Here is a 23000-nt window from a genome sequence, read left to right on the forward strand (position 1 = left end):
TCTTTCTTCTGGAACATCAAAATAAAACACAAATTCCTTAACTTGACCACCCCTACCTATATTTCCACTACCCTTTTCTTTAATTTTTTGATAATTTAAATCTTTAAAATAAATTTTGTCATTTTCTTTTTTATTTCCACTTAGAAGAATAATAGAAGGTTTAATAACTTTGTTTTCAATTTTTTCTAAATTATAACTATCTGGAATACCCATAATTAAATTAAATTCATTGAATGGAATAATAAATTCGCCTGTGCTTTCCCATTGCTTTAAAAGACGATAAAGGTTTTTTGCGTATTTATTGCCTATACTACAAAAATCTTTAATATCAATCTTTGTGTAATTAGCAAAAACATCATAAATAAGAAATAAAGATTTTTCTTTTATTTTAAAATAAATTCTTTCTTCTTTCTCTTTGACACAAATCTCTTCAAAAAATGAAGATATTGAAAAATTGCGATAACCTTCATCATCAAAATAAGCGTCAGTTGTTTTTAGGCTATTTAATTTAATAGCAAATTTAACAACATTATCATAAAAGCGTTTTTTATTTTTTTCCTGCGGTAAAAAATCTCTTAATTCTTCAAAGCTTAGAGATATTTCAACCCCCTTTTTACTCTTAACAGCAAAATAACAAATTGTAAAAAAAAGATTATAATCAACAGCATTAAAATCTTTAAAAACAAAGCGATTAAGCATATTGTGGTAAAGAAGGTTATTTGTTTGTTTTTTTGTCATTTTTTAACCTTTTTGCTTTTGTAATTTAAATTGTTTTGTTTTGCCTTGATATTCTATTGAAAAAACCTTAAAAATATTTTAACAAAATCAAATTAAAGATTAATATTATTTTAAGTTCGCAAAAAGGGGGTATTTTATGAAAAAATCAAATACCTATAAAATAAGCATTCTAAGTTTATTTTAAGTCGCAAAAAGGGGGTATTTTATGAAAAAATTATAATAAAAAAAATATAAAAATGCCTTTAAATACCTATAAAATAAGCATTCTAAGTTTATTTTAAGTCGCAAAAAGGGGGTATTTTATAAAGCAAGTCGCAAAAAGGGGGTATTTTATGAAAAAATCAAATACCTATAAAATAAGCATTCTAAGTTTATTTTAAGTCGCAAAAAGGGGGTATTTTATAAAGCAAGTCGCAAAAAGGGGGTATTTTATAGCTTTTTTGTATATTTCAAAAATGCCTTTAAATACCTATAAAATAAGCATTCTAAGTTTATTTTAAGTCGCAAAAAGGGGGTATTTTTTCCGCAAAAAGGGGGTATTTTATTTTTTCAAATGCCTATATATAGGGCTTTTGAAGCCCCCCTAAAAATTTAAAAAATAAAAAAATTTAAAAGGGGAAGATGAATTAATATTTATTATTATTTTTTTAAAAAAAATTTAAGTTTTTTAAAAGTTAATAGTATTTAAACAATTTTATTTATTTTTTAAGTTTTTTTAGTTTAAGTTTAAAATAAAGCTTAAATTAAAAATTATAATTTATTATTATTTTTTTAAGAGAATTTTGTAAAAAAAAATTTTATTTTTGATTAGTGTGTTTTTTTTAAGCTTTAGTTAGCTCATAAATCAATTTTTTTATATAAGGTAATATCTTTCATCGTTTTTTTGCTTTTTGTGATTTTAGGGCTATTTTTGTGATTTTATGGCTGTATTTGTTTTTTTTGAATAAAAAAATCTTTTTTTTGATTTTTTCTATATTCTTTTAAATCTCTATTTTATAGTGGTTTAGTGATGTTTTAATGCCACCATTATATTTTTAAATCTTAAAAGTTAGTGGCTTTTTTCTTAACTACAAATTAAAATCTTTGTTTTTATAATTTTGTTAAATATTAAATGGAGAAATAGAAAAATGGAAAAAATGGAAGAAATTTTGGAAGAAAAGACAGAAAGAGATAATACTCAAAAAAGTTTGGAAGGCATAAATTTAGATAATCTTCCTAAGGAAGCTAAAAATGCTTTAGAAATTTTGGAAGAAAAAGAAAAATTAGATAAGGATATGCGTAATTTTATTGAGTTAGTTACAGAATATGAAACTCCACAAGAAAAAAAAGAATTTATTGAAAATAATTTGAATAAAGTTTATGAAAATGCAGAAATAAGCGAAAGCTTAAGTATTTTAAAAGAACAAGATGAGTTAAATAAAGAAATAAAAAATTATAAAGAACAAATCGCTAAAGAAGAAAAAGAGCTAAAAAATGAATTAGAATCAGCTTCTAATGAAAAAGAGAAAAAAGGATTAAGTCAAGAAGAATATGATGAGCGATTTGCAGAAATGCAAAAAGAACACGAACAAAAAATAAAAGAAATGGAAGATAGAATGGAAAAGTTAGAACAAAACTTTGAAAATTCTATTGAAAATCTTTTAAATTCAGCAAGTTTAAGTGAATTAATGAAATCATTGTATGAAATGGATAAAAGCTTGCATTTAATCTTAAAAGAGAAAGAAAATAATTTTGATGAGTTAAATAGACAAAGAGAAGAAAAATTAACATTAGCAATGCAGACGGAAAAAACAAGAGAAGTTATTATTGATTTTGTAAAAGAATTACATCAAAAAACAAAAGATGTTGAAAATGCAGTCAGCGAAATGAATAAAGAAAAAAATTTTTATTATCAGCTAGATAAAGTAACAAGAAATCCAGAAAAAATGGATATTAAAGAAACTCAAAAATTACAAGAATTTTTAAAGCATATTGACAAAGAAGCTCCAAATTTTAAAGAAAACTACCCAAAAAAATATAAACGAGCGGAGCAAATTATAAAAAATAGTATTGAAAAAAATGTTGAAAAAACAAAAGTAAAAAACACAGGCGGGTTATCATTATGAAATTAAAAAAAAGAATTGCGCTATCTTTACTAATTTTTTCAAATAGTCTTTATTGTGCTGGTATTCCAGTAATAGACGCCGCCGCCATTGCACAAGCAGTTACAAATTATCAGCAAATGGTTACTCAATATCAGCAAATGTTGAAAGATACGATGAATTTTGAAAAGCAAATGAAAGAACTTGGGGTTGATATGACTTCAATTAACGAAATTTTGGGAAGTGCAAATACCTTGATAAGAGAAACCGAAAATTTGTATAATGGTGTTAAGGCTGTGCCAAAAGATTTTTATGGCGAAGTTGAAGATATTACAAAAGCTTGCTCTTTTTTAGAAAGAGAAAGCTCTTTTTTTGGAATGAAAATTCAATCAGCTGGAAATAAATACACAGATAAAATTAATAATTGTTTATCGGCAATATCCGATGTAAATGAAATAAACAAAACTATAAAAGAACTTACAGATAAAAGCCTAAAAATTACAGATACTAAGCTTTTTAATGAAAATAGAATTCAAATACAAAATTTAATAAATGCAAAAGAGTATTTAAAATCAAAAGCAAATCAAGATAAGATTAATAAAATGATAGCATTTTACGATACTTATCAAAAGAATGAAAGCACTAATCCTTATACAAAAGCAAAAATGGATAAAGACTTGCAAAACTTAGCAAAACAACTAACAAATTCAAATAATCACAAGCAAGCCCAAGCATTAACAAATGCTATTTTGATCAAAATATTAGAAATGAGCCAAAGACAATATGAATTAAGCATTTATTATTCTCAAGTTTTAACAGCAGTTGCTACTAATGGAGAAAAAAATTTTAACCAACCGCAAACTTTTAACTTGACATATAAAGAACCTGAAGACCCAAAAGAATATAATCCATTTTTGAAAGATGTAAAAGAACAAAGAAAAGATGAAAACGGCTTTCCTATATTTGATTTTTAATCTAAATATATCTAAATTAAGTATAATTTAATACTAAGTTATGTATAATTAAATCATATAAAAAGGAGAAAAATGAAAAAAGTAGTAATTACCGCAATTGCGACAACTATTTTATTAACAAATTCTAAAGCATTAAATCTTGATGTTTTAACGGGAGATACAAGATTAGCTTGTGAAGCTATGCTTTGCCTAGCTTCCCCTATAAAACCGCCTGAATGTGCCACAGCAATAGCAAGATATTTTGCAATCAAGTTTAAAAAACCTTGGAAGACCATACAAGCAAGAAAAAATTTCTTAAATTTATGCCCTGTGGATAACACAGACACAGAAATGTATAAATACAAAAATGATATTTTAGTAAATTTAGACGGGGAATGTAATTTATACGAGTTAAATAAAAGAGTTGAAAGAACAATTATAGGTTATAAAACAATTTGTGGGGGAAGACACGAACCTTGTAAAGAAGTGCCAGTTTATGGATATAGAATTAATCCAGAATTAACACAATCTTGCTATTTATTACAATCATCAACTTATACAGATTATCAAGGTTTTAAATATACTTGCTCAAAAAACTTTATTGAAGAAGTTAGTTGGAAAAGAGGCTATGAGTTACAGCAAATTACAGAAGAAGAGTATAATAAACTTCCAGATGATCAAAGAGAAAAACATTATGAAGGTAAATTTAACAAGCAATGGAAATTTTATAAAAAAATTCCAATAAATAAAAAATGTTGGATACAAGAAAGAAATTAAAATGTATCTTCCTTATTTTTTAAATGGAAAAGAATTTAAACACCCTATCGTTTTTTGGAAAAATATACCTTGCAAAATTTGTAAGGTATATTGTTATGTTGAATTTACAGCACTGCAAAAAGAAATTTCTTTTCAGTGCAAAGAATGCAAAGAACATAATGTTTTAAATTTAAATGAATTATAGTAAAGTAAAACAATGGAAAAAACTAAAATAGAAATCGCGGAAAACATTTTAAAAGAATGCTACTGGGGTAACACAAATATGACCCCTAGCTTCATTGTAGAGCATATCCAAGATAAAGACTTTGCAAAAAGAATTTTTAGTGCAATTTTTCAAAATTCGCTTACAATGTTTGATGATTTAAAAATTATAGATAATGAAGAATGGATAAAAGAATTTATCATTTCTCAAAATCAAAGATTAGGTTATCACAAAAGATTTTATTATGAAGAAAGACTTGATGAACTCATCGCACATTATGGGATAAAAGATGCAGGAAAAAGAAGAGAAATATATCCAATTGTATAAAACCCAAAATAAAATACTTAATTTAACAGCAAAAGAAAAATTAGGGTTTTATCTTACAGGTGGAACAGCTTTGCAAAGGTTTCATTATAATAAATTTAGATTTTCTGATGATTTAGATTTTTTTCTTATTGAAAATGAAACACAAGATAAAACACCAAAAGAATTTAATGAGTTTGTAACTATGTTAAAAGATAATAACATAGAACATACAATTAAAATTTCAAATAAATATTTTACGCAAATTTATCTTAGAGAAAATAATTTAAAAATAGATTTAGTAAATGATTTTGTATATCACGAAAAAGATGATTTTAAAAAATTAGACAATGGTTTATATATAGATAGTATTCAAAATATTTTTGTTAATAAACTTGAAACTTCAGTTTCAAGAGATGAGCCAAGAGATTTATTTGATATTTATACGATTTTATCTAATAATAAAATGGATATAAATAAAAGTTTTGAGATATTAAGTAAGAAATGTAATATAGAACCAAAACAAGTTATATCAAATCTAAAAAATATAAATCTTAATAAAATTAATTTGGAAGAAGTAAGAACAAAAAATAATTATATCTTAAAAGATTTTTATGAAAATTTTCATAAAGTGATCAATGAAAATTTCATAGAAAAAAATCAAAAAAAAGAGCTATTTGAAAAAATAAATTATTATGAGAAAAAAAAAGATATTTTAATTTCAGAACAAAAAAATAAACTTATAAAAGATATATCAAATACAGCAGAAAAACTTTATAAAAACAAAGAACTAAGCCAAGAAGAAAAAAATAGTATTGATAATATTATTAATCAATCAAGAAAGCTTTATAATGGCAAAAAAATCTAATAAAGTTTTTAATGAAGAAATACTCACTCTCCCTTTTGATAATATCCTTATGCAAAATGGATATTATCATAAAAAAGACAAGTGCAGTAGAAATTTTATTACAATGGCAAATAATAACGAGCTTATTGTAATTACAAGACAAACTAACGGACAATATTTATATTTTAATCCTAATGAAGAAAATGACAGGGGAAATATTTTTTCCTTTTGTAAAAACAGGGGGATTAAAATCACAGATTTATTAAATGAAAAAGTTAAAAATATAGAATTAAAACATAATATTGAACCTTCAAATTCAGTAAATAAAGCAAGTGTTGAAGCTATAAATAATTTTAAAAATTTTAATAATGTAAAACAAAGAAATTTTTTTAAAGAAGATAGATTAATTTCCGAAGAAACATTAAAAATTTTTGATACTTTAAAACAAGATGAAAGAAATAACATTTGTGTGCCAACTTATATTTTAGATAATTATAACGGACGAGATTTTATAAATTCAGGCGGATATGTTGCATATCTAAGAAATCCTATAAAAAAAGACAAAGAAGGAAATATTTACAGCAAACCTATAAAACAGCTTTGTTATGGAAATAAAGGCTTAGAAATAGCAAGAAATAGCAAAAATAAACAAGGAATAAAAGATATTAAAAATATTGTAATAACTGAAGCTATGCCAGATAGTTTAAGTTTATTTGAATTAAAAAATTTAAATCCAGATGAAACTTTAATTTGTGCCACTAATGGACAAATTACTAAAGCACATAAAGAAATATTTGAATATTTTGAAAAGAATGCTATAAATGCAAAAATTATTTTGGGTTTTGATAATGATGAAAAAGGCATAGATTTTACTTTAAAGGCGAAACAATCTTTTAAAGAAAGAGAAGTCATTGAAGAAAAACCAATTACAAAAGATTTTAATGATGATTTGATTTTACATAAGGTATTTAATTTAAAGAAAGATTTTTCAAATCAAGATCTTCAAGATAGTATTAATAAAATGAAAGATAAAGTAAAATATTTGCTTGAGAAGAAAAATATTTTACTTGAAAATAAAAAAAGAGATTTGATCAAAGAAATATCAAATAATGATATTCCTTTGATTAATTATTTAAAACCAAAACTTGAAAAATTTGTAAATTTAGAAATTATTGAAAATAAATATCAAGAATTTAACCAGTATCTTGAAAGAAAAAAAGGTAAAGAATTAAAATGAAAAAAAATAATTTTAGAAAAATTAGAAAAATTATTAAATTTCAAAGATAAAAAATTTTTATCTTTTGTAAAGCAAAATGCTTATTATTATAAATTTTTGAAAGAATTTATTTTAGGATTGACAATTTTAACAATTATTTTATCACTTATGTTATTTTATATGTTATCCATACTAAAACAAGATATTCTTTTAATAGTATTATTTATGTTATGTATAGATTTTTTACTTTTAAATTCAAGATTTAACGCACTAAAAGAAATTTATAAAATTTATCAAACCTATGAACTAAAAAAATAAAATTTATTAATTTTTTTTGGTATAATAACACACCAGCAAGTAGGGTAGGGACTTTTTGCTTTTTGAATTGTTTTGTATGAAAAATCTCTATTTTTACTTGCTTTATAAAAACACCCACAAAATAAAAACCAAACAATGTAAAATAATCCTTTTAAGTTTTAAATAAACTCCTTTATTAATTACATTTTATGTAATTGATTTTTATATATAAAAAAAGGGGGAAAATATGCTGTTTTATTTAATTATTTTAAGCCAAAGGGTTTTTAGTATCCCCCTTAAAAAAGGGAGAAATCAAGGCTAATAACACTTGACTTTTGATTAATCAAAGGCTGTTACCCTTTGGTTAATCAGCCTTACTCATATTATATCAAAACTTTCTTTATACAAAATTTAATTTTTAATCTAAATATATCTAAGTTAAGCATACTTTAATAATAAATTATGTATAATTATATTACAAAACAATTCAAAACAAGGAAAGCAAAATGGAAAATATACAAATAGATTTTAATCAAAAAGCTGTTTTTTTAAATGTAAGTAATTATGATGATGAAACAATTATGAACACTTATAGAAGTGTTTTAAATAGTGGAGCATATCAAATCATAAAAAAACCAAAAAAAATAGATTTTTATACCGCTATCGATGAAAATAATAATAAATTTATTTTTATGTATTATGATGAGTATAAGAAATCAGCATTCAATAAACTTATTTTAGCCGAAGCTTATATGTTTCTAAGACTTATGGCAGAAAAATTTTAAGAATAAAATTTGAGAATTTTAAAATGTTAAATTTTATATTAGATTTAAAATTTTATGAAGTCTTATGTTTTTTATTAGGTATTTCTTTTGCATTAATTATTTTGTTTTATCGCACTAGGATTTTATATATTATAGTTATAATTAAAATATTTATAAGCTATCTTGTAGCTATGCTTTTTACTACAATAATTTTCTTTATTTCAGCCAAACCTAGTGAAGAATTTATCAATTCTTTAAAAGAAAACAATATTATTAATCAAGAAACACTAAGTGCTTATTTAAGTAACGATAACTACTCTATTATATACTCTATAGATACCTTAGGCTTTGGGATTTGCGAAAGAAACAATTACAATGGAGAAACTTGCCACGACTACCTTAGATATGTTATTTCATCATTAGAAAGAAAACAAGAAGAATTAAAAAAAGAACATCAGGAAAAACTTCAAGAAAAACAAGAAAAACAAGAAAAACAAGAAAAACTTCAAGAAGAACAAATAAGATTAAAGGAAAAAAATGAAAACATTAAAAAATTTGCAGATGAATATTTTTTAATACAAAAAATAAAGGAATAAAAATGCAAAAAATAATATGGACTTGTATTAATTGCCAAAAAGTCAATAATACAAGTTTAGGAAGTTTAAAGAGTTTAGAAAAAACCAAGCAAATATTAACTTCTTTTAATGAGGAAATAATCTTATTTGCAAAATGTAAAAAATGTAAAAAAAATAATGAACTGCTTATGCAGTTTAAAATAATAGGATTAAGTCAATTTCAAGATGAAAATAAGAGTAAAAGAACTCTCAATATGGTTAAAATTAATAAAGAAAGAGCTAAAAATAAAAAAGAGCAAATTTTTTCCCTTTTAAATGGATTATTTTCAGATAATTACAAAGATGAAGCAGAAAATTATGATATAGAAAAGATAGCTTTGCACGCAAATGTAAATATAAAAACAGCAAAAAAATATATTTTAGAATACGAAAAAACATTAATAAAAGAGTAAAAAAAAAGGGGGGGGGGTAATATATCCAAGATATTTCTACTTTAATCTAAATATATCTAAGTTAAGCATACTTTAATAATAAATTATGTATAATTATATTACAAAACAATTCAAAACAAGGAAAGCAAAATGGAAAAAGATATTTTAAGATTAAAGCTAAAAAATCAAAATAAAATTTCAGCGTTCTTAAAAAGACTAGAAAGTTTAAAAATTGAAGACAAAGAAATTTTAACACACATTAAAGAATTAAACAGCAAAGCATTTTACTCAAGATTATATATGTATGAGTATAACTCACAAGATTTTAAATATTTTTATAGCTTATTTGAAGAATATGAAAATATGCACAATAAAAATTTAAATTATGAAAACATTTTAAAAATTTTAAAAAAAAGAAATAAAATCAACGAAAAAGGTATAAAAATAGGAGATGTTTTTTTTAGTAGTTTGGGCTATGAAAATACAAGTGTAGAATTTTATCAAGTTATTGCAGTATCAGAAAAAAGTTTTTATTGTCAAAAAATTTTTCAAAAATATGAGCCGTTTGGGTATGACTGCGGATATACCAAGCCAATGCTTAATAATTTTGATTATGATAAGAAAGTTTTAATGATAAATAATAAACATCAAACATTTAAAGATGAAGATTATAAAAGATATTTATGCAAATATGATAATGATTTGAAATTGCATTATTCTAATCATTATTAAAAAGTTTGAAAACTTTACTTTTCAAATTTTTAAAAAAATAGCTTTAAAGCCTATATTATAGGCTTTTGCTTGTATATAACTATTATTTTTTAAGTTTTCTTTGTTTCTCAATAAAAACTTAAAGTATGGAAAAATAGGGTTTTAAAGACTTAAGGTTTGATAAACCTTAAAATGATTTTTTAAAGTAAAATTTGTTATAAATATAAATATAAATATAAGGGCAAATAATTAATGCAAATGCAAAATGAAGATTTAAAATTTGATGAATGGAATAAAGTCAAAAAACATATTGAAAAAGAAAAAAATAAAATTGTTCAAAAACAAAAAATATACTGGATTAAAATTGGTAAAAATATCGGGGGTGAAATTTTTGGAAAAGGAAAAGTTTTTGCACGCCCTGTTTTGGTAATTAATGTATTTTATAATGGTTTGTTTTTAGGAGTTCCTTTAAGTTCAAAAACAAAAAATAAAAGCGGTAAGCTTTATTATAAATTCACAGATGATAAAGGAAAATTGCAAGTCGCACTTTTAGGGCAAATAAAAATTTTTGATAATAAGAGAAAAATAACATTTGAAAGTAGTATTAAAGATGAAGATTTTATTTTAATAAAAGAAAAAATAAAAAAGAATATTATAAATTAAAATATCCCCGCTCTAAGACGGGGCAACCTATCTAAAAGATAAGCCAAATTCTTCGCTAAACTTTCGTTATAGGAAGTCAAACAAAATTATTATATCAAAAAATATTAATAAAAATCAATATTTATCATTAATATATGTATATATCAAAAAAAAGGGTAATATATCCAAGATATTTCTACTTTAATCTAAATATATCTAAGTTAAGCATATTTTAATAATAAATTATGTATAATTATAGAAAATTAAAAAGGAGAAAAAACAATGAAAAAACAAATTATCAAATTTACTTTATTAGCAGGGTTAGCAGGAATTTTTGTTGCGTGTGGTGGAAATGGAAGTGGAAGTTATGTTGAATTAAAAAATGACGGCTACGACCAAAAACTATTTGATTTGTCAAATGCAGAAATTAAGAAAAAATACCCAGATTATGATTTGTATCATTACACATCAATTAAAGCTGAAAAAGAAATCAAAAACCCAGATGAAAAAATAAAAATGATAAAATTTGCAATAGATAAAGACAAAAAAGGCTTTGAATATATCAATTATGTTTTTATTAAAAATAAAAAAACAGGAGATTTTAAAGTTTTATCCGCTACTTGCCAATCAAATTTAAAAAAAGAAATTTTTTGTAATTCAATATATGACGCACCTAAATATTATTTAAAATAACCGATTAAAATATGGAGTGACGATTTCTCTCCATATTATTTTCTTTTTTGTCAAAAATATTATTTTTATTTGATTTTTCTAAATTAATTTCTTGCTTAATATTTAAAATTTCACAAGCTTTTTTATATTCTTTAAAAATAAAAGAATTTTTAGAAATATTTTTGTTATTTTCCAATGCTTCTTTAATTCTTGCAAATCGCTCATTTGCACATTCTTTTAAAAATTCTTTATTTTGCTCAAGTGTATTTAAATATTTTTCATATTCTTTAAATTCAGCATTAGAAAGTTTTAAAAGATTAATAGAATTATCCAATTTTTCCATTTTTCTTTCAATTTTAAAAATACTTTCATTATGTTTTTTGTTATAAATTTGATGTATTGTAGAGCTTTCTAAGGCATTTTTTCTAATTATATCATCATTGCTAGTATTATCTAAAATTAAAGATTTCATTTTTTTAAAATTTTCATAATCGCTTTTTGTTGATATTTTGTGTTTATATAAAAAATCTATAATATGCTTATAATTTTTAATATTTCCTGTGCTATCAAGACTAATATTATTTAATTCTTTTTGTAAATAATTAATTTTTTTGTTATTTTCTTCTAATTTTTGTATCTCTTTTAAAATCATATTTTCTTTATTATTGATGTTTTTATTTATTTCTTTTAAATTCTTTCCAATGGTATAAAATCTTTTATTTTTCTTCTTTTTGTATTGATGAAATAAACTAATTAAGTTGTTTCTTTCTTGTTTCAAATTTTCATTTTCACTCATCAAAAAATCTATTTTTGTTTTTTTATTATCAGCAATACTTTTTTCTTTATTTAATTTATTTAATAACATATCACTTAATTCTTTTTTTCTTTCTAAATCATCAATAGCAAGAGAATTTTTAATTTTTTGATATTTTTGTTTAAGATCATTTTCAAAAGAAAAATGATTATGATAATTTAATCCTTTGTTAGATAAAGAAATACTAAAATTTGTTCTTACATCACTCCAAAAATCTTTTATATCTTCTTTATTATTAAAGTGAATTTTTCTTTTTGTAATTGAATTTCTTTTATTTAAAATAATATGAATATGCGGGTTATTTTGATGTGTGTGTATTTGCATAACATACTTGTATCCTAAGAAATTATTAGACATAGTTTCCTGCACACATTTTTTTAAAATTTCTAAATTTTTTTTATTTGGAGTTTCTTTAATTGAAAACATCAAATGCCAAGCTTCTTTACTATTTTTATTTTTTGAAAAATCTTTACTCCATTCTTTAAAAACTTCATCGGAAGAAACTTTCTCTCCCTTTTCATTTATTAATAAAGGTTCATCAGTATTTTTTAAAATATAATCCATACATCTTTTAACAGCGTCTTTACCTAAATTACTAATCATTTTTGCCACAGATTGTTTTGAAAAACTTTTTTGATTGATATTATTAATATTTTTACTTAAGGAATAAGAATTAATACTATGATTAAAAATTTTATTTCTAGTGTATTTTTCTTTGATTATAGTTGAAGCTTTTTTTACTTTTTTATATTCTTCCCATAAATCATTTATATTTTTACTCAAAGTATTTTCCTTTAATGAAATAATACAGAATTGTAAAAAAAAATAAATATTTTGTATAGAGGCAGGATAACCCTTTATAGTGGCATATTTAAGCTTCAAAACACTATAAAATAGAGTTTTTAAAGCTTAAATCGATTTTTCTACGAAAAATAAAAAATCATTCTATGATTTTTTTGTATAAAAAAGGAAAATACTTATGAAAAAAATATAGTTAAAAAATAAAAAATATATTAAACAAGTATAAAAAACATCAAATAAGTAAAAAATGTATCAAATAAGTAAAAATTATATTAAATAAAAATAATAGAATAAAAATAGTAAAAATATTAAGTAAAAAATATTAAAAAAATAAAAATATTAAAAAAATAAAAAACCCCCTTTTTGCGACATTTTTATAGTGGCATATTTTTTTTAAAAATAATTACCAAAATACTATATTTTCATTATCTCACGAATAAAAAAAAATAAAAATCAGTAAATAAAAATATTTTAAATTAAGTTTTTTTTAAAAAAATAAATTATTTTCAAATGCCTATAAAATAAGCATTCTAAGTTTATTTTAAGTCGCAAAAAGGGGGTATTTTATGAATTGTTATTATTTCAAAATATTAAAATTAAAGGAGCAAATACAAAATGAAAAATTTACAAAGAAATTTATCAAAATTTCTAACATTAATTTTGTTTGCACCATTTTATCTTTTTGGTGCAGACGGGGGAAATATAGCTTCAAAGCTTTCAAATAGTGTCAATCAACAAATTACAGATGTAGGATCAAGCGTTGCAAGTATTGTTAATACAATTTCAATCGTTATGGGTGTTATATGGATAACAATAATGTTACTAATGGCTTTCTTTAATATGGAAGGAATAAAAAATCACGCAAAATTACTTTTTGGTGCATTAGTAATAATAGGTGTTATTTATGGTATATCGGCTGCCGGAATGTAATAATGATACAAACAACTTGCTATCGAGATTTGACAAGAAAAACAAAAATAAAGGGATTAACTAGCACAAGCTGGTTTGCCCTTATTATTTTAGGTTTTATTGCTTGGTTTTTTCTAGTTTTATACTCTTTAATTGTTATTGTGTTTTTATATTGTTTTTTCTTTATTTTAGAGTTTTTTGATGAAGACATTTATCAAATCATAATTGCGAAATTTTCATTACCGCAAAATAAATTTTTTTCTTAAAGGCAAGAAGTGGGAACAAGTATTATTACAATTTTAAAAAATTTTATATATGAGAAAAAAGCTCCAAAACAAGAAAATTTAACAAAAAAAGAAAAAAAAGATTTAAAAAATATATTTAATCAAATAAATAAGGGTGCAGATAATATTTTTTCAATTGCAGAGCCTAAAATATTTTCTATGGCTAAAGAAAATAATATAGCTTTTAAACTTGACGAAAATATATTAGCAACAAAAGATGGAAATTTATGTATAGGAGTTGAATTAAAAGGAATATCATATTCTAGTGTATCTTTGGAAGAAGAATTATCTTTATTGCAAAATAGAATGCAATTTTTTGGAAAATTAAATAGTAATTTAGATATAAATTTAATAATAAAAAAAGATAAAATAGAATTAACAAAATCATCAAATCTTTCTAAAAATATCTACGCAAATCAAATTATAGAAAAGTGGGGAAATCACAAAGATGTTTTTCAAATTACTTATTTAATGATTATATCTACAATAGATAAAAAAATAAGTGGAGCTTTGGAAAGCTTTAAAAACAAAACAACAAAAGAAAAAGAACAAACAGATAAAAAAGAAAATTATGTTTTTGATACTAAAAAACAAATTTTAAATGAAACACTAAACGAAATCAAAAGAGCATTATCTCAATTTAATCCCGTGCAAATTAGTGCAGATGATATTATAAATTTTTATGCTACATATTCAAATGCACAAGAAACAAATTTCAAGTATTCAAATGATTTAATTACAGACTGCTATATTAGCTCAGATGTAGAATTCAAAAAAGATTATATACATTTTCTAAGAAACGACGGTAAAGAAATGTTTGCAAGATTTATAAGCATAAAAGCTTATGAAACAGATATTATAACTTCACATATCAACTCAAAAATATTAAGAAATAGTAATGATTTTATAGTTTTCATAAATATGAAAGCCTATGAAAAAGAAAAAGCAATAAAAAAAGTAAAAGATACTGGAGCATTTGCACCACAAATTATAAAAGATGAACTGCAAGGTTTAATACAACAAATTACAGCAGATAGAGAAAATTTGATGTTAGTAAGCTATTCAGTTTATATTATAGCACCAAATTTAGATGAGTTGGAAGAAAAAACAAATGAGTTAAAAGGGATATTAGAAAATCAAAATTTAAACATTGTAAGAGAAACGATTAATCAAAAAGCTTTGTATTTTTCATTTTTTCCAAGCAGATCAAATCTAAATGCAAGAAAAAGAACATTAAAAGTTTCAAACTTAGCAACAATAGCAACTTTTGAAAAAGATGTTTTGGGCTTTGCAAAAAATGACTGGGGTAATGAACCCGTAACTATCTTTAAACATTTAAGCGGAACTCCATTTTTATTTAATTTTCACTGGACTTCAGAAGGCGACAAGCCAAGCGGGCATACAATGATTATAGGTGGAACAGGAGCAGGAAAAACTACACTAGCACAATTTTTAATGTGTAATCTTTATAAATATGATATAGATATTTTCTCAATGGATAAATTAAGGGGAATGTATAATTTTTCAACTTATACAGACGGAGAATATCACGACGCAGACTTAGGAGATTTTAAACTCAACCCTTTTGCATTGCCATATACAGCAGAAAATAAAGAATTTCTTAAAAATTTTATTATGCAAATGGCAAATTTAGAAGATAGTGATTATACAGCAGTTAATGAAATACAAAAAAGATTAGATATGCTTTATTCAGTCAAAAAAGAAGATGATGTATTTTCATTATCAGATTTTATTGAAGGGCTTCCGCCAGATGATAAAGATATAAAAGGAAGATTAAGACCATATATAAATAGTATTTTTGATAATAAAGAAGACGCATTAAGCTTTAAAAAACAACTATCAATATTAAATATGGATAGTATTATCAAAAATCCAACATCAGCAGGACTTACGGCTTATTATATCTTTCATAGATTAAAAAATTCAGCGAAAAATTCTCACAAAAAAGGCTTTTTTTGTTTTATTGATGAGCTAAAAGATTTTCTTATGGACGAAAATATGAGAGAAAGTATTTTAGAAGCTATTTTGGAAGTAAGAAAAATCGGTGGAGTTATGTGTATGGGTTTCCAAAATTTAAGTTTCTTTGATGATGTGCCAAAAGGAGCTAGTTTTTTAGAAAACATCGCAAACTATATAATTTTTCCAACAACCAATGCACAAACTTTAGAAAATATGAGAACGAAACTTAATTTAACACCAACAGAAATAAAATTTCTACAAGAAGCAGGAACAAATTCAAGACAAGTCTTACTAAAAATGAATTTGAGAAATGAAAGTGCGATCTTAAATGTAGATTTAGGACGCTTAGGGAAGCATTTGAGAATATTTTCATCATCAAGTGACAATGTTAAATTAATGAGAGAATTAAAAGAACTATATCCGAATGAATGGAGAAGTTTATATCTTGAAAATAAAAGGGGGTAAAAATGAAAACAACAATAAAAATTTTATTAGTGATAGGAATTGTAGCTTTTTTTTCAGCTTGTGCAAAACACTCAAGAGAAATACCAAAAAAATCGCCTTGTGCTTGTAAATATTGTGATTATGATGTAATTAAAAAAAGTTAAGGAGAATTTTAATGGCTTTTAATGATGAAAAAAAAGACCCAAATTTCATTTTTCAGCTTGAAAGAAATATAAAAGCTTATATGCTTTATATGATTTTAATCTTATCTTCAATTGTTATTTTGCTTGCATTAGCAATTATATTTATTGCACCACTAAAAGAAGTAAAACCTTACTTAGTATTTTTTTCAGACGGAGAAACTAACTTTGTAAGAGTTGAACAAGCGGGAATGGATATGAGAGCAGACGAAAATTTATTAAAATCAATTCTAGCTGGATATGTTAAAAAAAGAGAAACAATAAATAGAATTGATGATAGTGAAAGATATGAAGAAATTCGTCTTCAAAGTAAGAAAAATGTGTGGGATACATTCACAAATTTAGTTAAAACACCAAATTCAATTTATACTACAAAAGGGTTATATAGAAATATTGAAATTATAAATGTATCAATCTTTAATAAAAATGTGGCAACAATTGATTTTATTGCAAAAATCACAAATCGGGACGCCACAGAAAATAATTTTAAAAAATATAGAGCCACAATGTATTTTGATTTCCAACCAATAGAAATAACATACAATTCAGTCCCAAAAAACCCAACAGGTTTTATTGTAGAGCAATATTCAATCACAGATATTATAGAAAATAATGAAAATAGCGATAAAAAAGGAGCAAATACAAAATGAAAAAAATATCATTTATTGCATTTTTGGCTTTGTTAAACCTTTCTTTTGCTGAAGAAGTTGTGCAAGATGTAGCACCAATTGCTACGACGCCACCAGCAACAACCGCAAATCAGGGAGAGAACATATTTCAAACAAAAGAACAAGCAACAAGAGATTATACAAACACAAATTTAAAAATTGATCTTACTAATTCAACAAATGAAAGTTATTCAAATCCACAATATCAAACCCAAGCTTTTGATAATTTTAGTCAAAATAACGGAGAATTAACAGAAGAACAAATAGCACTAATGAAAAGTGCATTAAGAAATCAAAATTTAAATGCACTGCAAAGAAGATTTTTTCAAAAAAAATATTCAGGTTATGAAAATACATTAAATTTAAATTATCAAGAGAATAAAACACAAAAAATAAGAACTCGCTTTGCAATGGCAACAACTTTAATTTTTGAAACAGATGTAGAAAATTACATCTTAGGAGATACAACAGGTTTTAAAGTTGAAGAAATTCCAAATATGCCAAATGCAATAGCGATAAAGCCATTATTAATAGGAATAGACACATCTTTGACTATTTTTACAAAAGATAATAAATTACATACTTTTTATGTTTTTTCAACAGATTATAAAAATAGCAAAGACCCTTCATTAGTGATATTTATTAAAGATGATACTTCAAAAAGAATGCTCAAAGAAAAGCAAGAAAAATTAGAAAAAGAATATTTAATAATAAAAGAAGGCATTGCAGAAGTTAGAGTGAAAAAAGATGAAATACATAAGCATTATGCTCAAAAAGCAAAAAATGAAAATGCTTGGTTAATTAGTGAAGAAATTTTCAACGACAAGAAATTCACTTATTTTAAATATGATAAAGAAAAAATGCCACAAATACCAGCTATTTTTGCTGTAATAGATAAACAAGACAGCCCAGTAGAAACAAGAGTAATAGGAAATTATATTATTGCAGAAACAACTGCACAACAATTTACAATAAGAAGCGGGGAAAGTTATGTTTGTGTAGAAAGATTAAAAGAAGATCCAAATAAAACTAAGAAGGCTAAAAAATGAAAAAAAAGCTTGTAATTAGTTTTATTTGTTTATTAGCAATAAATAATTTAAATGCTGAAAGTATTTTTGAAGAAGAAAAAAATACTTCAAATACAAATAAAAAAGAGAAAGCAAACATTCAAAGGGAAAACTTAGATTATCTTTTTAAAAATTCAGATACTAAATTCCCGATTACAGATTATATTTACAAAGGTGGTTTTAAAGAACCAAATGAGAATAATTCTTTAATAAAAAAAGAAAAACAAGATGAAAATCAAAGCAATGATATTCTTAAGGATATTGAACTTGAAAAACAAAGACTTATTAATGAAAATCAAAAATTAGCAAGGGAGTTACAACAAGAAAATATAAAAAAAGAAGAAGATAATTTAAAAAAATTAATAAGAGATAGTATTTTAGCAGAAAGAGCTAATACTAAAATTTATATTCAAGACACAAATTCAAGGTATGGTGCTGACGGGTTTTCAAATCAAAAAAGTGTAGATATTTCAACAAATGAACACAAACTATACAGAACAATAAGAGCGGGCAGATTAATACCAGCCATTCTTACAAGTGCAATTTCTAGCGACTTAAGCGGTATTGTAACGGCACAAATAGAACAAGATATTTATGCAACTATGGGAAGAGCGGTATTAATACCACGCGGAAGTAAAGCCATAGGATTTTACAAAAATGATAACAAAATAGGGCAAGATAGATTAGAAATTGCTTGGAGAGAAATTATCACTCCACAAGGCGTAAATATAATGCTAACAGGTGCTATCGCCAGCGATAACATGGGAATGAGCGGAGCTTTGGGAAGCGTAAATAATAAATACTTAGAAAGATACGGAATGCCTTATGCCTTATCAACAGCTTCAAATGTGCTTTTATTGAGTATCGCTTCTAAAATAAAAGGAAATAATACTTATGCACAAGAAATTTACTCACAAAGTAAAAATGATGTTTCAACAATAGTAGATGATATTCTTCAGCAACAATCTCAAATTAAACCTACTATTGAAATTAAATCAGGAAGTAGAATTTTTATAGTGCCTACAAATCATATGTGGTTTGCGAAGCCAAAAAATGGAGAAGTTTTAATTAAATATTTTCAAGAAGATTAAAAAATATAAGGAGTAAAAATGGAAACAAATAACAACTATGAAAAAATAAAAAAAGAAATTGAAGTTGAAAAACAAAGAAGAAAAGAAGAAGATAAAAAAAATAAAAAAATCATCAATCAAATAAAAACTATTGATAAATTAAAAAATAAGCTTAGCAAAGAAGAAGCTAAGCTAAATGAATTAATAGAAAATACTCAAAATACAAAAGAAGAAAAGATATGAGTATAGTTTTAAATAATATTTTAGAAATCTTAAGACCATATCTTGAATTAAATGCAAACGAGTTGATCTTTAATCGTCCTTGCGAAATTCAAGTTGATCGTGGAGATGTTTGGGAAACAATTGAAGATGAAAAATTAACATATCAATTTTTAGAAACATTTTTAATTGAACTAGCAACAAGAAGAAATCAGCGTTTTGATGAAAAACATTGTCATCTTTCTTGTGAATTACCAGCCCCCTTTTTAAGATATAGGGTGCAAGCACAGCATAAAACATCGCTTTTTAATAGTGATATTTGTATTTGTATAAGAATTCCAAGCAAAACAAGATTTAGTCTTGAAAATTTTGTTTTGGATCAAAAATGTATAGATAAAGGTTGGAATTACGAAAAAATTAAAGAGCTGATAAAAAAGAAAAAAAATATATTAGTATCGGGCGGAACAGGAAGTGGAAAAACAAGTTTTTTAAATTCTTTAATGGGGGAAATAAATCCAGAAGAGAGAATAGTTACCATTGAAGACAGCCAAGAATTATTTATTGAAAACAAAAATAAAACTCAACTTGCCGTCCCAAAAGAAGAAAGTGAAATTTATTCTTATCAAACTGCTATTAATAACGCTATGAGATTAAGACCAGATAGACTTTTTTTAGGGGAAATTGATATACGAAATACATTTACATTTTTAAGAGTAAATAACACAGGACACGCAGGAAATTTAAGCACACTCCACGCAAATAATCCAGAAGACGCAATTAAAGCAATTATTTCAAATATTATTTTAGGTGGGGGGTTAAATAATCCAGATAGAAAAATGTTGGAGGAGTTAATTATTACAGCAGTAGATTTTATTATTCAAATTGAAAGAAATAAAAGCACAGGTAAAAGACATATTACAGATATATTAGATTTAAAAAATGATTATGCAAAATTGTTAATTTAAAGAAGGAATGAAAAGTGGGAACAATAAGAGTTTATCTTAATGAGAAAGAAACAAAGCAACTTAAACTTCTTTCATTAAAAAGAAAAGAAAGCCAAAGTGCAGTAGTAAGAAAATTAATTTCAATTGAAAAATATGCAAAAACTTTGGAAGCAATAGAAAAAAACAATGAAATAAACATAGAATTTCTTTATCAATTAGCACAATGTGGAACAAATTTAAATCAAATAGCATATCATTTAAATATAGGTATTGAAAACGCAAATCAAATGGAATACAGACTGCCAAAAATTATTGAAGAATTAGTGCAAATTTTAAACGCACATAAAGAACAAATCAAAGAAAAAGAAATCAAAAATCAAGTTAATAAAAAAATAAAAACAATACAAGTTGAAGAAAATTTTAAAGAAGGAGATATATGAAAGACAAAAAAATAACACCAATGAAATGGGTTTTAATATTCTTTACAAGTTTGGTTTTAGGTGTTTTTTTATATCTTGTAATGATCAAGATTATTTTTAAGCCAGATATAATTGTTATTCACGATGTAGCATTAAAAATCTTATTAAATTTAGGAAATCCAGCTTTAAAATTAAAAGCATATATTGCAGTATTTACTCTATTTTTACCCCTTTTATTATGTATATTATGGTTTTTTATGCCAAATTTTAATTCAAAAGAAGATTATGGAAATGCAAGATTTGCAAGAGAAAAAGACTTTGCAGAAATGCAAATTTCAAATGATAAGGGTTTAATTTTAGGTTGTTTTATTAATAAAGGCGTTAAAGGTAATGAAATGGAATACATCAGAGCGAAAATGCCTTTATCGTGCTTGGTTGTTGCACCACCAGGCACGGGAAAGACATCAGGAATTATTTTACCAAATTTATTTACACTAGAAAATTCTTGTATAGCTTTGGATATTAAAGGAGAGCTATACGAAAAAAGTGCTGGTTATAGACAGAAAAATTTCAAAAATAAAATTTTACTTTTTGATCCATTTTCAGAAAGAAATACATTGTTTTTTAATCCATTTGATAACTCAATAGTTAAGGATTTAAGTTTTGAAAAAATGATGAAATTAGCAGATCAAATTGCAGGAACAATTTTTGTCGCTGAAAAAGGGAAAGAAAGCGATCACTGGGTTACCAGTGCAAAAACACTTTTTACTTTTTTTGCATTATACAATATGCAAAAACATAAACATACAAGTTTAGGAGATTTAGCACAAGCACCAAAAAAAGATTATATTAATGAGTTAAATGAAAAGTTTGCTAAAGAATGTTTTATTGAAGATGAACACACAGGAGAAGAAGAAAGAGATTTAAGTGTTGATACATTTAAACTCTTTTTAATGCAAGTAGCAGATGATGATAGTTTAGACACAATTGTAAGAAATCAGGCAAGAGCTTATCAAACGGCTGCCGAGCAAGAGTTTGCGGGTGTAAAATCCACTTATGATACTTATATGAAAGTATTTTCAAACCCACAAGTTGCAAATGCAACTTCAAAAATGAATTTTTCTTTTGATGATCTAAGAGAAAAAAGAATTACAATGTATATTGTAATACAAACAGAAGATATGGACATCTTAGCACCTTTGGTAAGAATATTTATTGAAAGCTTATTTAAAAAATTGATGAGTGGAAAAGAAAATTCAGATCCAAACAAATTTATATATTGTTTGCTTGATGAATTTGTGCGTTTTGGAAAAATGCCTTTCTTATTAGAAGCACCTGCACTTTGTAGAAGTTATGGACTTATACCCGTTTTTGTTACACAATCATACGAACAAATTAGAAAATATTATGGTGAAGATGATTTAGGAATTATAAGAGCAAATGCTGGCTATCAAACTATTTTTAGAATGAATACCGAAAAAGACGCAAAAGAAATTAGTGAATTAATAGGAGATTTTACAAGGGAAAAAACATCAACTTCTAAAGGTAGTTTTGAATTATTTAAAAGCAATAATACCATTTCTAAAGAAGGGTATAAACTTGTAACTTCACAAGATATTAAAAATCAATCAAGTGAAGATATATTAATTTTGGTAACTGGATTTTTATCAAGACCAATTAAGGCAAAAGTGCCTTACTGGTTTAAAAATTCAACCCTTAATGGTGCTGATAAAATAGAATTAATCTTGAATAATGAAAATAATGAAAATAATGAAAATAATGAAAATAATGAAAATAATGAAAATAATGAAAATAATAATATCCAAAACGAACAAGATGAATTTTCTATGTTAGGTATTAAAGCGATAAATAGCAAATAAGCTATTTGTTGCTTTAATTTATAGTCTAAAATGTATTAAATAATTAATATATCTTAGACTATAAAAATTTATAGTCTAAAACATAAAATAAG

At 24.2% G+C, this 23000-nt stretch carries 26 protein-coding genes; 24 read left to right on the plus strand and 2 right to left on the minus strand.

The window, feature by feature from the left end:
- Positions 1-738 (minus strand): replication initiation protein (locus tag L8Y18_RS07525; protein WP_263676586.1); only part of this gene is annotated, 738 nt, incomplete at its 3' end.
- Positions 739-1865: 1127 nt separating this feature from the next.
- Here L8Y18_RS07525 and L8Y18_RS07530 point away from each other — a divergent pair.
- The 13 genes from L8Y18_RS07530 (at position 1866) to L8Y18_RS07590 (ending at position 11230) form a co-directional block, all read left to right on the plus strand.
- Complete coding sequence (locus tag L8Y18_RS07530) at positions 1866-2843, plus strand: hypothetical protein (protein WP_263676587.1); 978 nt, start codon at positions 1866-1868, stop codon at positions 2841-2843.
- Positions 2840-3793: a type IV secretion system protein gene (locus L8Y18_RS07535; protein ID WP_263676588.1), complete on the plus strand. Its 954-nt coding sequence runs from the start codon at positions 2840-2842 to the stop codon at positions 3791-3793. Before L8Y18_RS07530 ends, L8Y18_RS07535 begins: the two co-directional genes overlap by 4 nt.
- A 72-nt stretch (positions 3794-3865) precedes the next feature.
- Complete coding sequence (locus L8Y18_RS07540) at positions 3866-4549, plus strand: TrbM/KikA/MpfK family conjugal transfer protein (protein ID WP_263676589.1); 684 nt, start codon at positions 3866-3868, stop codon at positions 4547-4549.
- A gap of 1 nt (position 4550) precedes the next feature.
- Positions 4551-4733, plus strand: coding sequence for a hypothetical protein (locus L8Y18_RS07545; protein WP_070255568.1), 183 nt, complete (start codon positions 4551-4553; stop codon positions 4731-4733).
- Positions 4734-4745: 12 nt separating this feature from the next.
- Complete coding sequence (locus L8Y18_RS07550; protein WP_263676590.1) at positions 4746-5078, plus strand: hypothetical protein; 333 nt, start codon at positions 4746-4748, stop codon at positions 5076-5078.
- Positions 5071-5922: a nucleotidyl transferase AbiEii/AbiGii toxin family protein gene (locus L8Y18_RS07555; RefSeq protein ID WP_263676591.1), complete on the plus strand. Its 852-nt coding sequence runs from the start codon at positions 5071-5073 to the stop codon at positions 5920-5922. Before L8Y18_RS07550 ends, L8Y18_RS07555 begins: the two co-directional genes overlap by 8 nt.
- Positions 5906-7138 (plus strand): toprim domain-containing protein, encoded by a 1233-nt coding sequence (locus L8Y18_RS07560; RefSeq protein WP_263676592.1) that lies wholly within the window; start codon positions 5906-5908, stop codon positions 7136-7138. Before L8Y18_RS07555 ends, L8Y18_RS07560 begins: the two co-directional genes overlap by 17 nt.
- Before the next feature lie 782 nt (positions 7139-7920).
- Entirely contained in the window at positions 7921-8199 is a 279-nt protein-coding gene (locus L8Y18_RS07565; protein WP_070255560.1) for a hypothetical protein, read from the plus strand.
- A gap of 170 nt (positions 8200-8369) precedes the next feature.
- Positions 8370-8774: a hypothetical protein gene (locus L8Y18_RS07570; protein ID WP_263676593.1), complete on the plus strand. Its 405-nt coding sequence runs from the start codon at positions 8370-8372 to the stop codon at positions 8772-8774.
- A gap of 2 nt (positions 8775-8776) precedes the next feature.
- Positions 8777-9205 (plus strand): hypothetical protein, encoded by a 429-nt coding sequence (locus L8Y18_RS07575; protein WP_070255554.1) that lies wholly within the window; start codon positions 8777-8779, stop codon positions 9203-9205.
- A gap of 129 nt (positions 9206-9334) precedes the next feature.
- Complete coding sequence (locus L8Y18_RS07580) at positions 9335-9916, plus strand: hypothetical protein (RefSeq protein ID WP_263676594.1); 582 nt, start codon at positions 9335-9337, stop codon at positions 9914-9916.
- Positions 9917-10147: 231 nt separating this feature from the next.
- Positions 10148-10558: a type II toxin-antitoxin system PemK/MazF family toxin gene (locus L8Y18_RS07585; protein ID WP_263676595.1), complete on the plus strand. Its 411-nt coding sequence runs from the start codon at positions 10148-10150 to the stop codon at positions 10556-10558.
- A 261-nt stretch (positions 10559-10819) separates the two neighbouring features.
- On the plus strand, positions 10820-11230 hold the full coding sequence (locus L8Y18_RS07590) for a hypothetical protein (protein WP_263676596.1): 411 nt from the start codon (positions 10820-10822) through the stop codon (positions 11228-11230).
- 4 nt (positions 11231-11234) lie between these two features.
- On the opposite strand, the gene L8Y18_RS07595 is transcribed toward L8Y18_RS07590, so the two are convergent.
- Positions 11235-12806 carry a relaxase/mobilization nuclease domain-containing protein gene (locus L8Y18_RS07595; RefSeq protein ID WP_263676597.1) on the minus strand — a complete coding sequence of 524 codons (1572 nt, stop codon included), beginning with the start codon at positions 12804-12806 and terminating at the stop codon, positions 11235-11237.
- A 633-nt stretch (positions 12807-13439) separates the two neighbouring features.
- Here L8Y18_RS07595 and L8Y18_RS07600 point away from each other — a divergent pair.
- Genes L8Y18_RS07600 through L8Y18_RS07650 form a run of 11 tightly spaced genes read left to right on the plus strand, consistent with a single transcriptional unit; the run spans position 13440 to position 22908 of the window.
- Positions 13440-13754 (plus strand): hypothetical protein, encoded by a 315-nt coding sequence (locus L8Y18_RS07600; RefSeq protein ID WP_070255543.1) that lies wholly within the window; start codon positions 13440-13442, stop codon positions 13752-13754.
- A 2-nt stretch (positions 13755-13756) separates the two neighbouring features.
- Positions 13757-13999, plus strand: a complete 243-nt coding sequence (locus L8Y18_RS07605) for a hypothetical protein (RefSeq protein WP_070255540.1) — start codon at positions 13757-13759, stop codon at positions 13997-13999.
- 9 nt (positions 14000-14008) lie between these two features.
- Positions 14009-16462 (plus strand): AAA family ATPase, encoded by a 2454-nt coding sequence (locus L8Y18_RS07610; RefSeq protein WP_263676598.1) that lies wholly within the window; start codon positions 14009-14011, stop codon positions 16460-16462.
- Positions 16463-16464: 2 nt separating this feature from the next.
- A complete protein-coding gene (locus L8Y18_RS07615) occupies positions 16465-16605 on the plus strand; it encodes a hypothetical protein (RefSeq protein ID WP_263676599.1) in 141 nt (46 codons plus the stop codon).
- 11 nt (positions 16606-16616) lie between these two features.
- On the plus strand, positions 16617-17291 hold the full coding sequence (locus tag L8Y18_RS07620) for a type IV secretion system protein (protein WP_263676600.1): 675 nt from the start codon (positions 16617-16619) through the stop codon (positions 17289-17291).
- Positions 17288-18358 (plus strand): TrbG/VirB9 family P-type conjugative transfer protein, encoded by a 1071-nt coding sequence (locus L8Y18_RS07625; RefSeq protein ID WP_263676601.1) that lies wholly within the window; start codon positions 17288-17290, stop codon positions 18356-18358. The genes L8Y18_RS07620 and L8Y18_RS07625 overlap by 4 nt, the downstream gene beginning before the upstream one ends.
- On the plus strand, positions 18355-19467 hold the full coding sequence (locus L8Y18_RS07630; protein WP_263676602.1) for a DNA type IV secretion system protein ComB10: 1113 nt from the start codon (positions 18355-18357) through the stop codon (positions 19465-19467). The genes L8Y18_RS07625 and L8Y18_RS07630 overlap by 4 nt, the downstream gene beginning before the upstream one ends.
- Positions 19468-19485: 18 nt before the next feature.
- Complete coding sequence (locus L8Y18_RS07635) at positions 19486-19689, plus strand: hypothetical protein (RefSeq protein ID WP_263676603.1); 204 nt, start codon at positions 19486-19488, stop codon at positions 19687-19689.
- Positions 19686-20630 carry an ATPase, T2SS/T4P/T4SS family gene (locus L8Y18_RS07640; protein WP_263676604.1) on the plus strand — a complete coding sequence of 315 codons (945 nt, stop codon included), beginning with the start codon at positions 19686-19688 and terminating at the stop codon, positions 20628-20630. The genes L8Y18_RS07635 and L8Y18_RS07640 overlap by 4 nt, the downstream gene beginning before the upstream one ends.
- A gap of 14 nt (positions 20631-20644) precedes the next feature.
- Positions 20645-21049, plus strand: coding sequence for a hypothetical protein (locus tag L8Y18_RS07645; RefSeq protein WP_070255521.1), 405 nt, complete (start codon positions 20645-20647; stop codon positions 21047-21049).
- Entirely contained in the window at positions 21046-22908 is a 1863-nt protein-coding gene (locus tag L8Y18_RS07650) for a type IV secretory system conjugative DNA transfer family protein (protein WP_263676605.1), read from the plus strand. The genes L8Y18_RS07645 and L8Y18_RS07650 overlap by 4 nt, the downstream gene beginning before the upstream one ends.
- Positions 22909-23000: the final 92 nt, after the last annotated feature.

The sequence above is a fragment of the Campylobacter sp. CNRCH_2007_0968H genome, assembly GCF_025773245.1.
GTDB classification, from domain to species: Bacteria; Campylobacterota; Campylobacteria; order Campylobacterales; family Campylobacteraceae; genus Campylobacter_D; species Campylobacter_D lari_D.